Here is a 14,735-nt window from a genome sequence, read left to right on the forward strand (position 1 = left end):
CGGCAGGATTTGCCGTTAAGCCCGCGCAATTGGCGGGCAACGGACCGCGTAGCGGCAGGATTTGCCGTTAAGCCCGCGCAAGTGGCGGGCAACGGGTCGCGTAGCGGCAGGATTTGCCGTTAAGCCCGCGCAAGTGGCGGGCAACGGGCCGCGTAGCGGCAGGATTTGCCGTTAAGCCCGCGCAAGTGGCGGGCAACATTCCCCTCGCAATCCCCTCGCATTCCCTCGGTTCCTGTCATTTCCTAGGGAAGGAATCCGCTTGTAATAGGGGTAAGCTTGCTTTAAACTAGAAGAAGCAATCATCAAAAAAGAATAGATTCAGGCAACGGTGCCTAAGGTGCAAGAACGACTTCGTTCTTCGCGCCTGGGCACTTTTTTGTTTTCACGCGTGTAACAATTTCATGGATACGAAGAGGTGAAGGGAGTGACTCGTCGGCCGATTAGAGGCGTTCCGCTTGCGATCAGGATTATTCCGAACGTGGACGCGGGACTTGCGGAGCAGTTAAAGCTTCGCCCGGGCATTCGGAGCCTGGGAATGTTGACTTCGAGCATCGACGACGTCGGTTACACCGCTGTCGATGAGGCAACTAAGAAAGCGGCGGTCGAAGTCGTATACGCTCGTTCCTTCTACGCGGGCTCGGGAAACGCATCCGGTCCTCTGTCGGGAGAGTTCATCGGCATTATCGGAGGAGAATCGCCGGCAGAGGTTCGAAGCGGATTGGACGCGGCAATTTCTTTAATGGAGAACGGGGCATGCTTCTATTCCCTCAATGATGAAGGAACGCACGCCTATTACGCGCATGTGATCTCCCGTACGGGCACGTATTTGTCCAAGGTCGCAGGAATTCCCGAAGGAGACCCTCTCGCTTATCTAATTGCGCCGCCACTAGAGGCCGTCTATGGTTTGGACGTCGCGTTAAAAGCGGCGGACGTTAAGCTATGTCAGTTTTACGGTCCGCCGACGGAGACGAATTTTGCAGGCGGAATGTTAACCGGAAGCCAATCTGCCTGCAGCGCGGCGGCGGAAGCATTCGCGAATGCTGTATTTGAAGTAGCGCGTGATCCGAGGAAATAAGGCGGGTGATGAGGCTTGGTACCGAAAACGCTGGCGTTAGGAATCATTGAAACATGGGGCATTCCCGCGCTTATCTCAGCCGCGGACGCGGCGGCCAAGACGGCCGACGTGCGGGTTACGACCTACGAAAAAGTCGATGCGGGCATTGTGACGATTTATTTGCTGGGGGACGTCGCATCGGTGAAAACGGCGGTAGAGGCAGGGGGCGAAGCGGCACGGAGAGTAGGCAAGTTACTTGCGACTCACGTTATTCCGCGGCCTGATCCTTCCGTATTCGAGATGGTATCGAATGGAAGTTTGGCGAAGGGAGTGAGGAATCGCCATGAACCTGGACAACGACTTGCAGGGAATCCAGGAAACGAGGAACGCGTTGCGGGAAGCGAAGCTAGCCCAGAAACTCCTGGAGAAGATGACCCAATCGCAGATTGACGAAATCGTCTCAAGCATGGCGAGAACGGTGGAGAATGAAGCGGAACGACTAGGCGCATTAGCCGTCGAAGAGACGGGTTTCGGGCGGACGGCCGACAAGAAAGCAAAAAACCTCTTCGTAGCAAAAGAAGTTTACGCGGCGATCAAGGATATGAAGACCGTCGGAATCATTCGCAAGGACGATAGCAGGCAAGTGTGGGAAATCGCCCAACCGATGGGCGTCGTCGCGGCGATCATTCCTTCGACCAATCCGACATCGACGGTGATTTTCAAGTGTATGATCGCCTTGAAATCCCGCAATGCGATCGTAATCAGTCCGCATCCTTCCGCGCTTCGATGTTCCATGGAATCGGCGACCCTGATGCGTCGTACAGCGGAGCAAGCAGGGGCTCCGGCGGGCCTGATTCACTGTTTGTCTTCGCCGACTATGGAAGCAAGCCAAGAATTGATGAGGAACAAGCTGACGGATATTATTCTCGCCACGGGCGGCACCGGTATGGTTAAGGCGGCTTATAGCTCAGGCAAGCCCGCTTACGGAGTCGGGCCGGGCAATGTTCCCGTCTATATTCACAGAAGCGCGAAACTGTCTCAAGCCGTGAGCCAAATCATCCAAAGCAAAACGTTCGATTATGGTACCATCTGCGCCTCGGAGCAAGCATTGGTCGTGGATGAAGCCGTCAAACCGCAGCTAATCGAGGAATTAAAGCGACAGGGCGGCTATTTCCTGGATGATGCGGAGACTCGAAGGCTAGCGTCGATTCTGACGGTTGGCAAGGGGATGAATCCGAAAGTCGTAGGAAGATCGCCGCAGGTCATTGCCAATATGGCGGGAATCGCAATCCCCCACAATACAAGAGTCCTCATAGCCGAGCAGACGTCCGTTGGCATAGAGCATCCATTTTCAGCGGAAAAGTTGTGTCCCGTCCTTGCTTTCTATACGGTGAAGGATTGGCAGGAGGGATGCGGGCGTTGCATCGAACTGCTAGAGTTGGGCGGAATGGGGCATACGATTGGCATCCATTGCGAGGACCCCTTGATCATAGAGGCTTTCGGATTAGAGAAGCCGGCCTCCCGGATCATCGTCAACACCGGCACCACATTCGGCGGAATAGGAGCAACCACCGGAATTATGCCTTCCATGACGCTAGGCTGCGGTTCATTCGGTGGAAACATTACCTCCGATAACATCGGCCCGCAGCATCTGCTTAATATCAAACGAGTTGCTTTCGGGCTGCGGGAGATGCCGGCAACCGCCGAGACCTCCGTGACCGACATGCGACAAGTCGAAGATCTTGTAAAGGAACGAATAGAGGAAAGCCGGCAGCTAACCAGTCTCGTCAAGCTGGGAATAACCCGAGAAGAAGTAACTCGTATCATCCAAACCGTGCTAGCCGAAATGCAGCCCAAATAAGGAGGAGTTCTAAATGGCAGGAGAATTGACAGCGCTCGGAATGATTGAAACGAAAGGCTTGGTCGGCTCGATAGAAGCCGCAGACGCGATGGTTAAGGCGGCAAACGTGAAGCTGATAGGGAAAGTACACGTGGGAGGAGGACTCGTTACCGTGATGGTGCGCGGGGATGTCGGCGCCGTGAAAGCCGCGACGGACGCGGGAGCGGCGGCCGCCGAGAAAATCGGCGAGCTCGTATCGGTCCATGTCATTCCTCGCCCGCACTCGGACATTGAATTCATTCTTCCAAAGCTTGAAGAAGGATAAACCGAACGATGGCTCTATTAACGGAATCAAGTCTGCGTTCCATGCTTGGTAAGGGTCTCCCTAATCCGTTTCCGATTCGGGATGGAGATAAGCTGACGCCCGCGGCTTCGGATTTCTTGAGGGAACGGAGCATTGCTCTTCAGAGAATCGCGGAGCTTCCGAACAGCATACCGAGCGATATCGATTCGGGCTATCCTTCTATTCCCGTCGGCGTATCCAACCTGCATGTCCATCTGAGTCCAGAGCATGTGGAAGCTTTGTTCGGAGCCGGATACCGGTTGAAGCCGTTACGCGAGCTGTCCCAGAAAGGGGAGTATGCGGCTCATGAAACCGTCACGCTGATCGGACCGAAAGGGAGCATCCCTAATACGCGCATACTCGGTCCTTCCCGTGGAGCGACGCAGGTTGAAATCTCGCGTTCGGACGGCTTTAGGCTTGGGGTGTCCCCTTCCCTCAGACTGTCCGGCGATATTCAAGGAACGCCCGGTATTCAATTAAACGGACCTGCGGGGAACATCATGCTGCAGGAAGGGTTGATCGCAGCCAGGAATCACGTCCATCTCTCGCCTGAAGATGCAAGGAAACTTGGAGTAGAGCAAGGTAACCGGCTAATCCTTCAGACGTTAGGCGATCGACCGGTCATTTTCCCGGACGTCATCGCCAGAATAAGTTCTCACTACTCGCTGGACTTTCACGTCGATCTCGATGAGGCCAATGCGGCTTTCCTTGACACGGGCGACACGGTGCAACTGGTCGGGAAAAACGGACAGTTATCAAAATTCGTCAAAGGGGGGCAGAGGCGAGCATGGAAATCAAGCCGATGATTGAATCTATCGTTCGCGAGCTGCTCGAAGCCTGGCGAAAGGATACCGTTCAACCGCCCAAGGTGCTTTTCGTTTTTTGCGACAGCACCGCACATGAAGCTTACTCGGACCATTTTATCCACCTGCAGAATCATGGAGTGTGCCACGACATTCTGTTCCTGGACGGCGAAACCTCCGCGTGGCTCGGTATGAACAAGCTCGAATGCGGCGGAGCGGGCCGGGTTCTCACGGCAGACGAATATGCTCCGGCGCCGATTGAAGTTCCGCGGGATTATGAAGGAATTATTATCCCGGAGATCGATCTGGATAGCGCGGCAAGGGTGGCCTTGGGCATGAAAGGGACGATCAAGTCGGAAATCATTTTCTCCGCGATTGTGCAAGGCAAATTCGTGCTCGTCGGGGAAGACAGCTCCGGCTTGAAGCGGGCGGACAGGAGAACTCTTAAGACATTGACGCTTCCGAAGCCGTACAATAACCTCTTCGCGTATTACAAGCACGAGCTGCAGATGTTGGGGATAGAGTTCGGCCCGCAGAAACGGTTGGCCGAGCTTGCCGTCGGCAAATGCGGCAAGGAATCGACGCGAACAGGCGCATCTAAAACGCCAGAAACTCCGGAAACGCAGGAAACGCCAGCAAAGACGCAAGAAACCGGCAACGAACCGAAGAAATTCGAAGGCAAGCTGGTAACCGCGGGATGGGTTCAAACGCAAGTAAATGCTGCTAACATCAGCAAGCTGGTCATTAAACGGACAACGATCGTTTCCCCTCTGGCCAAAGACGTTTTGAAGGATCATAAGATCGTTATCCAGTACTCCGACGAAGGGTGAGGTTCGCATGTTTCTGGGAAAAGTCGTCGGCAGCGTGTGGGCCACTCAGAAAGAGGACGGCATGGACAATCTCAAGCTGATGGTAATCCAGCCTATCGATTTTAGAGGCAATGAAGCCGGACAGCAAGTCATTGCGGCGGATCGAATCGGCGCGGGCGTCGGAGAGAACGTCATCGTATCGAGGGGAAGTCCCGCAAGAATATTGTTCAGCGGCAGAACGGTGCCAGTCGACGCCATGATCGTCGGCATCGTGGATAGCTTCGACGTTACGGAAGCAGGCAAGGAGGAGTAGGTATGGAACAACAGCAGCCTAAGCAGCGAGTCATCCAGGAATACGTTCCCGGAAAGCAGCTGACGCTTTGCCATGTCATAGCCAACCCGGATCCGATCCTATACTCGAAGCTTGGGATAGAAGAGAAGAACGCGATCGGAATCTTGACGCTTACGCCGACGGAAACGGCCATTATAGCGGCGGATGTCGCGACGAAAGCAGCCAATGTGGGAATCGGTTATTTGGACCGGTTCACGGGTTCTTTGGTCATAACGGGCGAGGTTTCCGCGGTGGAGATGGCGATGAGCGCAGTGAACTCGTTCCTGCAGGATAAGCTTCAATTTTCCATAGCCCCCCTTACGAGGTCATAGAGGATGAGAAGAGTTATGATCATCGGGATGATCGGCTCGGGCAAGTCCTCCTTGATTAAAGCTTTAACGGATGATGCCAAGCAGGTAACGAAGACCCAGAGTCTGGTTTATCTCAATGGGTTAATCGATACGCCGGGGGAATATGCGGAAAATCCGTTATTTTACCGCTCGCTCATGGCGACCTCCCATCAGGCTGCGGCTGTTCTGCTCGTGCAGGATGCGACTCGGGATAGGTGCGGCTTTCCGCCTGGTTTTGCCCAAGGCTTCCCTATACCGGCCGTTGGCGCCATCACCAAGGCCGACCATCCGAGCGCGAATGCGGATCGCGCGCTTCAACTTCTCAGGCAGGTGTTGCACGCAAGCGAAATCATACTCACCTCTTCTCATGCAAACATTGGAATCGACGAACTGCGCGCGCTTCTTGAACGGTTCACGCAAAATAAGTAACGATCCGACAGCTTGATCCGACAACGAACAAGCTAGGGATATGTCAGAATAGAATCGATCAGAGCAAATCCAAGGCGATGAGGGATTTTCCATGTTATCGATCAGCGAACTTTGTCTCGAACAGACCGTGCTTAGCGGGCGCGATGCCGAAACGATCAAAGATTTGGCTCGTCATTTGCAATTGATCGCAGACGTTTCCCAAGCGGATGTGTTCATCGATTGTCCCTTGTCGGACAAAAGTTCCGCGCTCGTAGTTGCCCAAGCTCATCCCGCCACCGCTTCCTCCCTTTACCAAACTTCCGTCATCGGCCAACGGGCCTACGCTCACAATGAACCTGCCGTTATGTTTTGCCTGCTTTCCGGACAATCCGTCATCGGCTCCCGAGGTATTTCCCAAGAGCATATCGCCATGCAACAGAACGTGTCGCCAATCTTGGGGCAGGAAGGTCAAATCATCGGCGCGCTCATCATGGAAACGGATATTTCCGAGAAGATCGAGCAAGAAAGAAACGTCGAACGGCTGATGGAAACGACGGAGCAGCTAAGCGAGACTTTGCTCGCGATAGCCATGTCCGAAGGTAAAGTACAATCCCTTATGGTTGAAGGAATCATCCTATTCGACGATCGGGAACGCATCACTTACATGAATCCGCGGGCAAGAACCCTGCTTCAAGGAACGGGCTATTCGGACGTTTTGGAAGGACAGGAGATCACGCGTCTTTTCTTCGATCGGGTTCAGTGGAGCAGCTTGTTCGTACCCACCGGGATCTTGTGCAAAGAACTGCAAATCGGGAAAATCGCGTTCGAGCTCAAGGCGGTATCCATCTATAGGGGCGATCGCACGGTAGGGGGGCTCATGCTCATTCGCGACATCTCGGACTTGAAGGAAAAAGAAAAGCAGCTGACGATACAATCCGCCGTTATAAAGGAAATCCATCATCGAGTGAAAAATAATTTGCAAACCGTGTCCAGCCTGCTCCGCCTTCAGATGCGAAGAACGAAGCAGGAGGAAGTCGCGAAGGTTTATCGGGACAGCATCAATCGAATCCATAGCATTGCCGTCATTCATGAGATGCTGGCTTATGAAGGCATTGAAACGATACACTTCAACGACGTGGTCGACCGCATCGCGAAAAACATTATTTCCTCGTCCGCGAAACCCGAACAATCGATTCGCTTTCGCATAGCAGGCAACGAGCTGTTCTTGCCATCGGACATGGCGACGACGTTGGCGCTCGCCGTTAACGAGCTCGTGCAAAATTGCGTGCTGCATGCCTTCGCGGATAGACGGAAGGGGGAGATCGAGATCACGATCCGATCGGACGGGCTTACAACAAGCCTTCAAGTATCCGATAACGGCGGCGGATTAATCTCACATGAACGCGCAGACGTAAAAAACCATCTGGGACTCAAGATCGCGGAGACTTTAGTCGAAGAGAACCTCGGAGGAACCATCCGACTATCCTCCGACGATAAAGGAACGAATGTCGTTATCGCGTTTCCTGCTATACCTCATCCGGCTGAAGGAGGCTGAGCTCCCTTGAAACCTTCCATTGTGGTCGTAGACGACGATCCGATCATTCGGATGGACATTCGCGAAATGCTCGAGGAACATGGCTATTCGGTAACAGGAGAGGCCAAGAACGGCCAGGAAGCGATAGAGATTACGGTTAAGCTGAAGCCGGATTTAGTCATCATGGACATGAAAATGCCGATCATGGGCGGCATTAAAGCCGCCAGGTTAATCCGCAAGCTGCAGAATTCCGCGGTGCTCATACTGACCGCTTACAGCCAGAAGGATCTGGTTCAGGAAGCTCGGGAAGCAGGGGTTACCGCTTATTTAGTAAAGCCCGTATCGGAGGAAAACTTGCTCCCCGCGGTCGAGATCGCGTTAAGTCAGAAGGAGCAGATGGACACGTTGAAGGAAGCCCTCAAGGAGCTCGAGCAATCGATCGAGGGCCGGAAGATCATTGAAAAAGCGAAAGGCATCGTCATGCGGGCTTATTCGGTAGACGAGGAAGAGGCGTTCCGTAGAATGCGGGCGGCTAGTATGGAAAGCCGTATTTCTCTGAGCAAACTGGCGGAATGCATTCTGGAAGGGCGCGCGGAACGGATATTCGGGATGGCGCGGAAGGGGTGAGAACGATATGGACCCTTCGTGGATTACGAGTACGGGAATCGATATCGGCACGAGCACGACGAAGATGATCGTGAGCCGTTTGAAGCTCGCTCGTACGTCGAGTGCCTTGAGCTTGCCCCGGTACGAAATTGCCGAACGTCAGCTTCTGTACGCAAGCGCTATCTACAATACCCCACTAAAGGGCGATGATGAAATCGACGCGGTCCGGCTTTGGGATATCGTGTCGGATGAATTCGGGAAGGCAGGTATAAGCAAGGGCGATTTGAAGACGGGAGCAGTCATCATTACCGGGGAGACGGCCACGAAAGCGAATGCGGGTAAAATCGTCCATCTTCTTGCCGATCGATCCGGGGATTTCGTCGTGGCGACGGCGGGCGCGGATCTCGAAGCCCTTCTAGCCGGCAAAGGAGCCGGGGCTGATCGTCGTTCCAACGGAACGAAAGGCGCGGTCGCGAATATCGATATCGGTGGAGGAACGGCGAATGCAGCTATCTTCCAGCGCGGGAAGCCGATAGGCACAGTTACTTTCCGTGTAGGAGGCAGATTGATCCGGATCGACGGAAACGGAACGATACTGCAGGTTTCCTCTTCGCTCCGTCCATGGCTTGAGGCGAGTGGATACAGGCTCGAAGAAGGCATGTCGATTACATACGTCGATCTGAAGAAAATCTGCCAATCCCTATGCCGAACGATGCTCGATTATATGTCGGGTATCGCAATTCCCAGTAAAGATGAGACCGTTCGCGCTTTGCTCTTAGGTAAGCCCCTGCTTGAAGTCCCTCGCCTGGAAGAGTGTATGGTTTCGGGAGGAATCGGAAGGCTCATGAACGAAAGGGCACCGCTTACTCTATCGGAAACGGCGATTCATAACGACATTGGACCGCTACTTGCGCACGCGTTGAAGGAAGCACTCGCGAATTACCCATTCCGTTGGGTGAAAGCCGACGAGACGGTCAGGGCGACCGTTATCGGGGCGGGTACGCAAAGCATGATCATCAGCGGAGCAACCGTCCACTTGGATCCTAAGCTGCTGCCCCTGCGAAATTTGCCGGTCTTGAAGCTTGAGATAACGCAGAATTTACTGGATCATCCCGTAAATCTCGAGGATTTTTTCGCGGAAACGATGCGCTCCGGCGCCAATCTTTACGATACGGAAGCTTCGCCGCCCTTCGCACTGGCTCTATCGGGCATGCCTATTCTTGGCTACTCCTCTCTTCAACTCATTTCCGAATACATCGTGTTATCCTTCTCCCGATATTTTCCGGAGTGCGGGGTCATTGCCGTCATTTGCGAGAGCGATTTTGCGCAGGCATTAGGTCAAGCATTACAAAGACGTATCGGTCCGCGGAAAAAAGTCATATGCATCGATCAGGTTCGGGTAGAGCATGGAGATTATATCGATATGGGAGAGCCGATCTCGGGGATCATGATCCCCGTCGTCGTTAAGACGCTGGCGTTTCAGAGTCGAGTGGAGGTGACGGGCAGTTTTGAACCTGACGACGAGGGTACTCGGTAAAACTTATCAATTCCTAAATTTAAAAGAAGTAATGGCTAAGGCGAACGAGGAAAAATCGGGGGATCAGTTAGCGGGAATCGCCGCCGAAGACGCGAAGGAACGGATGGCGGCCAAGCTTATCCTCTCGGATCTCACGCTAGCCGATATTCGCGATCATCCTTTGCTGCCTCCCGAAACCGATGAGGTGTCCAGGGTAATCGAAGACGCGGTCAACGAGAAAATATTCACCGAAATCCGGAATTGGTCGATCGCCGAGCTGCGGGAATATATTCTCGGGCAGCAAACGGGAAACGATCAGATTCGCCGGATTTCAAGAGGGTTAACGAGCGAGATGGTCGCGGCGGTGACGAAGCTGATGAGCAACCTTGATCTGGTGCAGGCCGCATCGAAGATCGAAGTGACTACCCATTGCAACATTACGATCGGTCAAAGAGGCGTTCTGTCCGGACGCGCCCAACCGAACCACCCGACGGACAGCATTCCGGGCATGAAGGCGGCATTGTACGAAGCGCTGAGTTACGGGATCGGGGATGCGGTGATCGGGATAAATCCCGTTATCGATTCCGCGGACAGCGTGAAGAATATCTTGCTCGCTACGAAAGAGGTTATGGAGAAGTGGAACATTCCTACTCAAAACTGCGTGCTTGCGCATATCAAAACGCAGATGAAAGCCATCCGCCAAGGAGCGCCCGCGGACATGGTATTCCAAAGCTTGGCGGGGACGGAAGCCGGCAACAAAGCATTCGGAATCGATGTGGCGTTGCTAGATGAAGCAAACGACTTGGTGCGGCGAGAAGGAACGGGGACCGGACCGAATTTGTGGTATTTCGAAACCGGCCAAGGCTCTGAATTGTCGGCGGAAGCGCACCACGGTATCGATCAGGTGACTCTAGAAGCCCGCTGCTATGGGCTTGCCAGGAAATATAAGCCTTTTATCGTGAATACGGTCGTCGGGTTTATCGGTCCCGAGTACTTGTACGACAGCAAGCAAGTGATCCGCGCGGGTTTGGAAGATCATTTCATGGGCAAGCTGCAGCAGCTTCCGATGGGCGTTGACGTTTGTTATACGAACCATATGAAAGCGGATCAGAACGACATGGATAATCTAGCCGTCCTTCTCTCGGCCGCGGGAGTCAATTACCTTATCGGCGTTGCGATGGCGGACGATTGCATGCTGAACTACCAGTCCACGAGCTATCACGACATTGCCACCCTTCGCGAGACGATGCGGCTGAGACCTGCTACGGAATTCGAGATTTGGTTGAATCGCATGGGAATTATGGAGAACGGCAGGCTAACGCCAATGGCAGGCGACCCGACCATGTTCATGTAAAGGAAGGAAGTGACGGCAGATGAATTCATCCATTCAACTGGAATTGTTCGTAAACAGGGTGATGGAGGAATTGGAGAAGAAGCTGTCCGAGTCTCCTCGGGAGCCGATGATAGATCATTCCAGTACCGAAACCGTCCACGCATCCGATCCCGACGTGGTTACGGTCAAAGTACCTCAGCCGAAATGGAAAGAAGGGTTGACGGAGCTAATCGAAAGCACGCCGGCGCGGATCGGGGTGTGGAGAACGGGAACGCGGCCGCTTACGAAGGAAATGCTCAAATTCCGTTGCGACCACGCAGCCGCCATCGATTCCATCTACGGCGAAGTGAACGCGAACCTATTGGATCGGCTAGGTTTGTTCGCGGTGGAGACGCGTTACGGAAATACGGAAAATTACTTGAAGCGACCGGACATGGGCCGAATCGTTACAGAAGCGGGAGTCGCGACGTTGCGGCAAGCTTGTAAACCGAAACCTCAAGTGCAGATCGTCGTGTCGGACGGATTAAGCGCCAACGCGATCGATTCGAATTTATCGGACGTATATCCTTCGTTGCTGGACTCCGTAGATGCCTACGGATTGACGGCAGGTACTCCTTTTTTCGTCAAGGGAGGGCGGGTTGCGGTCATGGACCATATCGGGGAGCTGCTAGAGCCGGAAGTGCTCGTGTTATTGATCGGGGAAAGGCCCGGTCTTGTTTCCTCTAAATCCATGAGCGCATACATGTGCTACCGGCCGCGTAACGGAACGGTGGAAAGCGATCGTACCGTTATTTCCAATATTCATCCGGGAGGAACTCCGCCCGTGGAAGCAGGAGCCTACATCGGCACGCTTGTACTTAAGATGCTAGAGCGGAAGGCAAGCGGCATTCATTTGGACGTATGACCGATAGATTCGGCAGAGGAGGTGGGGAGGATGGCACTGGGGATCGGAATCGCATTGATCGCTGTCACGTGTTTGTTTGCGCTTTGGATCGTACGTCTTGCGGGCAATAACGTTCGCAATTTCGACGAGAGTAAACACGAGAGCTTCATTGGGAAGTAAACAGGCCATGAAGATCAAGCACATGGAGGATAGTTGTGAAAATACCGAGGAGGGTAACAGTATGAATACTCAAACCCATCACCATGAAAAAGACAAACAGGACTTGAATAAGTTCGGTTACGCGCAGGAGCTCCTTCGCAGCATGGGCGGTTTTTCTAACTTCGCGATTTCGTTCTCCATTATTTCCATTCTCACCGGTGCGGTTTCCCTTTACGGTCATGGATTAACCTATGGCGGAGCAGGCATGATGGGCTTCGGATGGCCGCTCGTGGCTTTGTTCGTAATGATCGTCGCGGCATCGATGGCCGAGCTCGCTTCCGCCATCCCGACGGCGGGCGCTTTATATCACTGGGCGTCGATTCTGAAGAACAAGCGTTGGGGCTGGTACACCGCTTGGATCAACCTCATCGGACAGATCGGCATCGTTGCCGGAATCGACTACTCCGTTGCGCTCTTCGCCGATCCGTTGCTGTCGGATGTGTTCGGGTACAGCTCGACGAATACGACGATTCTGATCTGTTTCGCGGTGATCCTGTTAAGCCACGGCATCTTAAACCATGTCGGAATTCGCAGCGTTTCCAGGTTGAACGATTTCTCCGCTTGGTATCATATCGTCATCGTGATCGTATTGGTCGTGTCGCTGGCCTTTTTCTCCAAAGGCAGCTTAAACAGCGTAGACTATTTATTTAAAGTGGGGGAGACGTTCTCCGACAAGCCTTACATGTTCGCCTTCCTGATCGGTCTCTTGCAAGCGCAATGGACGTTCACGGGTTTCGACGCCTCCGCCCATACGATCGAAGAAACGGTTAATCCCCGCGTTCGGGCGCCTTGGGGTATTTTCACTTCCGTTGCTTATTCCTTCGTTTTCGGCTTCATCATGCTCGCCATCGTAACGCTGTCCATTCAAGATGCCGGCGCTGCGACAGGCGCGGACAATGCTTTCATCTACGTCATCAGCGAAGCGCTCGGCGGCGACTTCGGCAGAGTTATCTTATGGCTAGTAACGGCGGCGATGTGGTTCTGCGGGCTGTCCTCGATCACTTCGTTCTCGCGGATGATGTATGCCTTCTCCCGCGACAAAGGGATGCCGTTCAGCAAGCAATGGGCGCAAATCTCCAAGAAATTCCGCACTCCTGCCAAAGCGATCTGGCTTTCGGTCGTGCTTTCCTTCTTGCTTGCTCTGATCGACTACATCATCAAGAGGAACAATCCGGATACGACTTATACGACGATTGCCTTCTTAACCGCGGTGAGCGTCGTCGGCTTATATGTCGCTTACGGCATTCCGATCTTGTTGAAATTGATCGCGAAGTCGCAAGGGAAGTTCCAGGCGAAGCATCTTGGACCTTGGCATCTTGGAAAATACAGTGATATCATCGGGATCCTCGGACTCCTATGGATCGTCTTCATCTCGGTCATCATGGTCATCCCTCCTAATGAGATGGCCGGTTACGCGCTGGGCGGGATGATCATCGTACTGATCATCATGGATTTCGCTTATTACAAGAACCACTTCCCGGGTCCGCAAGCCGCGCTTGGCACGTCCATGGCTGAAATTCTCCGTCGGGAAAAAGAGTTGGAGAGCAACCCTTCCGGCGGATCGGGTATTTCTCATAACGGGTAAGCAGAAGAAGAAAGTTGCGTTAGGCAGGGGCTGTCTCTAAGGTCGTCATTGACCTCGGTGACAGCTCATTTTCGTACGTTCGCCTGTAATTTATTGAAGGGTATCTATATTAGTCCTGACGAACTATAATAAGAATTTGATCATTATCCAACTATGGGAGTCTAACGATGAAATCTACGACAGAAAAAATATTTACCCACCCGCTCGGGATTATGGCGGCGGCGACGGGAGCGACGTTCCTATGGGGGAGCGCCTTTCCGATGATTAAATTAAGTTATGCGGAGCTTGAGATCGGGAAGGAAGAACTGTTCGAGCAAATCCTGTTCGCGGGTTATCGATTCATGCTCGCCGCCTTGCTAATTCTGCTGTTCATGAAGCTGTTAGGCAGAAATATCGGCTATCAGCGCGGATCGTTGCTCGGAGTAGCGCGTATCGGACTGTTCCAGACGTTGCTGCAATACGTGTTCTTCTATTACGGATTAAGCGGCTCGACTGGCGTACAGGGGTCGATTATCGCGGGAACGACTTCCTTTTTCCAGATGATTCTGGCGCATTACATGTATGCAAGCGATAAGATCTCGTTTCGCAAGGTCGTTGGACTTGTCGTCGGCTTTGCCGGCGTTGTCCTCGTTGGAGTCAGCAAGGGAACGCTGTCGCTTCAGTTCGGAGTTGCTGAAATTTGTTTACTGCTGGCGATGTTCTTCGGCGGACTCGGCAACGTTCTCTCGAAAAAAGAGTCGGAGCGCCTCGATATCCTCTATATGACCTCTTATCAGATGCTGTTCGGGGGACTGGTACTGGCGGTAATCGGAGCTTGCGGCGCGGGAGTCATGCCATTCGATTTCACGTGGAGCGCCGCGTGGATGATATTATATCTCGCGGTGTTGTCGGCGCTTGGATTCGTGCTGTGGAACACGGTCATGAAGTACAACAAGGTGGGAAGCATCTCGATGTACTTATTCCTTATTCCCGTGTTCGGCGTCTTTCTATCCGCGGCGCTGCTGGAGGAAGAGCTTCATCTTTTCGTTTGGGCGGCGTTAGCGCTCGTCGTCGGCGGAATCGTCATCGTAAATCGGACGAAAGCGGTCCAAACGGTTGCCCGGAAGGAATAAAGTTGTTGA

17 protein-coding genes are annotated in these 14,735 nt (G+C 53.4%); all 17 read left to right on the top strand.

Annotated elements, in window-relative coordinates; translation table 11 throughout:
• Positions 1–424 precede the first annotated feature (424 nt).
• The 17 genes from eutL (at position 425) to E2980_RS19000 (ending at position 14,726) form a co-directional block, all read left to right on the top strand.
• Positions 425–1,075 carry an ethanolamine utilization microcompartment protein EutL gene (gene eutL / locus E2980_RS18925; protein WP_135153784.1) on the top strand — a complete coding sequence of 217 codons (651 nt, stop codon included), beginning with the start codon at positions 425–427 and terminating at the stop codon, positions 1,073–1,075.
• Between the two features lie 15 nt (positions 1,076–1,090).
• Positions 1,091–1,504 carry a BMC domain-containing protein gene (locus E2980_RS18930; protein ID WP_240703098.1) on the top strand — a complete coding sequence of 138 codons (414 nt, stop codon included), beginning with the start codon at positions 1,091–1,093 and terminating at the stop codon, positions 1,502–1,504.
• Positions 1,398–2,915, top strand: coding sequence for an acetaldehyde dehydrogenase (acetylating) (locus tag E2980_RS18935; RefSeq protein WP_135153785.1), 1,518 nt, complete (start codon positions 1,398–1,400; stop codon positions 2,913–2,915). Before E2980_RS18930 ends, E2980_RS18935 begins: the two co-directional genes overlap by 107 nt.
• Positions 2,916–2,928: 13 nt before the next feature.
• On the top strand, positions 2,929–3,219 hold the full coding sequence (gene eutM, locus E2980_RS18940) for an ethanolamine utilization microcompartment protein EutM (RefSeq protein ID WP_135153786.1): 291 nt from the start codon (positions 2,929–2,931) through the stop codon (positions 3,217–3,219).
• An 8-nt stretch (positions 3,220–3,227) separates the two neighbouring features.
• Positions 3,228–4,043 (top strand): phosphate propanoyltransferase, encoded by an 816-nt coding sequence (pduL, locus tag E2980_RS18945; protein ID WP_135153787.1) that lies wholly within the window; start codon positions 3,228–3,230, stop codon positions 4,041–4,043.
• Positions 4,025–4,870 (top strand): hypothetical protein, encoded by an 846-nt coding sequence (locus tag E2980_RS18950; protein WP_135153788.1) that lies wholly within the window; start codon positions 4,025–4,027, stop codon positions 4,868–4,870. The genes pduL and E2980_RS18950 overlap by 19 nt, the downstream gene beginning before the upstream one ends.
• Positions 4,871–4,877: 7 nt before the next feature.
• Entirely contained in the window at positions 4,878–5,162 is a 285-nt protein-coding gene (locus E2980_RS18955; RefSeq protein WP_135153789.1) for a EutN/CcmL family microcompartment protein, read from the top strand.
• Between the two features lie 2 nt (positions 5,163–5,164).
• On the top strand, positions 5,165–5,512 hold the full coding sequence (locus tag E2980_RS18960) for a BMC domain-containing protein (RefSeq protein WP_135153790.1): 348 nt from the start codon (positions 5,165–5,167) through the stop codon (positions 5,510–5,512).
• A 3-nt stretch (positions 5,513–5,515) separates the two neighbouring features.
• The gene (locus E2980_RS18965; RefSeq protein WP_135153791.1) at positions 5,516–5,959 is read left to right on the top strand and encodes a EutP/PduV family microcompartment system protein; all 444 of its coding nucleotides are present in this window, start codon (positions 5,516–5,518) and stop codon (positions 5,957–5,959) included.
• A 91-nt stretch (positions 5,960–6,050) separates the two neighbouring features.
• Positions 6,051–7,493, top strand: a complete 1,443-nt coding sequence (locus tag E2980_RS18970; RefSeq protein WP_135153792.1) for a sensor histidine kinase — start codon at positions 6,051–6,053, stop codon at positions 7,491–7,493.
• Positions 7,494–7,499: 6 nt separating this feature from the next.
• A complete protein-coding gene (locus E2980_RS18975; protein WP_135153793.1) occupies positions 7,500–8,099 on the top strand; it encodes an ANTAR domain-containing response regulator in 600 nt (199 codons plus the stop codon).
• Positions 8,100–8,106: 7 nt separating this feature from the next.
• The gene (locus tag E2980_RS18980) at positions 8,107–9,615 is read left to right on the top strand and encodes an ethanolamine ammonia-lyase reactivating factor EutA (RefSeq protein ID WP_135153794.1); all 1,509 of its coding nucleotides are present in this window, start codon (positions 8,107–8,109) and stop codon (positions 9,613–9,615) included.
• Positions 9,587–10,948, top strand: coding sequence for an ethanolamine ammonia-lyase subunit EutB (locus tag E2980_RS18985; RefSeq protein WP_135153795.1), 1,362 nt, complete (start codon positions 9,587–9,589; stop codon positions 10,946–10,948). Before E2980_RS18980 ends, E2980_RS18985 begins: the two co-directional genes overlap by 29 nt.
• A gap of 19 nt (positions 10,949–10,967) precedes the next feature.
• Complete coding sequence (gene eutC, locus E2980_RS18990) at positions 10,968–11,831, top strand: ethanolamine ammonia-lyase subunit EutC (protein WP_135153796.1); 864 nt, start codon at positions 10,968–10,970, stop codon at positions 11,829–11,831.
• 30 nt (positions 11,832–11,861) lie between these two features.
• Positions 11,862–11,990: a hypothetical protein gene (locus E2980_RS24960; RefSeq protein ID WP_276322341.1), complete on the top strand. Its 129-nt coding sequence runs from the start codon at positions 11,862–11,864 to the stop codon at positions 11,988–11,990.
• Between the two features lie 61 nt (positions 11,991–12,051).
• Entirely contained in the window at positions 12,052–13,614 is a 1,563-nt protein-coding gene (locus E2980_RS18995; RefSeq protein WP_135153797.1) for an amino acid permease, read from the top strand.
• A 167-nt stretch (positions 13,615–13,781) separates the two neighbouring features.
• Complete coding sequence (locus E2980_RS19000; RefSeq protein ID WP_135153798.1) at positions 13,782–14,726, top strand: DMT family transporter; 945 nt, start codon at positions 13,782–13,784, stop codon at positions 14,724–14,726.
• Positions 14,727–14,735 lie beyond the last annotated feature (9 nt).

It is taken from the genome of Cohnella luojiensis (genome assembly GCF_004564235.1).
In the GTDB taxonomy this organism is placed as follows: Bacteria; Bacillota; Bacilli; order Paenibacillales; family Paenibacillaceae; genus Cohnella; species Cohnella luojiensis.

Excerpts from the sequence above, each read along its gene's own strand:
- E2980_RS18935 (WP_135153785.1), top strand. The coding sequence starts at position 1,398 with ATGAACCTGGACAACGACTTGCAGGGAATCCAGGAAACGAGGAACGCG.
- eutM (WP_135153786.1), top strand. The coding sequence starts at position 2,929 with ATGGCAGGAGAATTGACAGCGCTCGGAATGATTGAAACGAAAGGCTTG.
- pduL (WP_135153787.1), top strand. The coding sequence starts at position 3,228 with ATGGCTCTATTAACGGAATCAAGTCTGCGTTCCATGCTTGGTAAGGGT.
- E2980_RS18950 (WP_135153788.1), top strand. The coding sequence starts at position 4,025 with ATGGAAATCAAGCCGATGATTGAATCTATCGTTCGCGAGCTGCTCGAA.
- E2980_RS18955 (WP_135153789.1), top strand. The coding sequence starts at position 4,878 with ATGTTTCTGGGAAAAGTCGTCGGCAGCGTGTGGGCCACTCAGAAAGAG.
- E2980_RS18960 (WP_135153790.1), top strand. The coding sequence starts at position 5,165 with ATGGAACAACAGCAGCCTAAGCAGCGAGTCATCCAGGAATACGTTCCC.
- E2980_RS18965 (WP_135153791.1), top strand. The coding sequence starts at position 5,516 with ATGAGAAGAGTTATGATCATCGGGATGATCGGCTCGGGCAAGTCCTCC.
- E2980_RS18970 (WP_135153792.1), top strand. The coding sequence starts at position 6,051 with ATGTTATCGATCAGCGAACTTTGTCTCGAACAGACCGTGCTTAGCGGG.
- E2980_RS18980 (WP_135153794.1), top strand. The coding sequence starts at position 8,107 with ATGGACCCTTCGTGGATTACGAGTACGGGAATCGATATCGGCACGAGC.
- eutC (WP_135153796.1), top strand. The coding sequence starts at position 10,968 with ATGAATTCATCCATTCAACTGGAATTGTTCGTAAACAGGGTGATGGAG.
- E2980_RS24960 (WP_276322341.1), top strand. The coding sequence starts at position 11,862 with ATGGCACTGGGGATCGGAATCGCATTGATCGCTGTCACGTGTTTGTTT.
- E2980_RS18995 (WP_135153797.1), top strand. The coding sequence starts at position 12,052 with ATGAATACTCAAACCCATCACCATGAAAAAGACAAACAGGACTTGAAT.
- E2980_RS19000 (WP_135153798.1), top strand. The coding sequence starts at position 13,782 with ATGAAATCTACGACAGAAAAAATATTTACCCACCCGCTCGGGATTATG.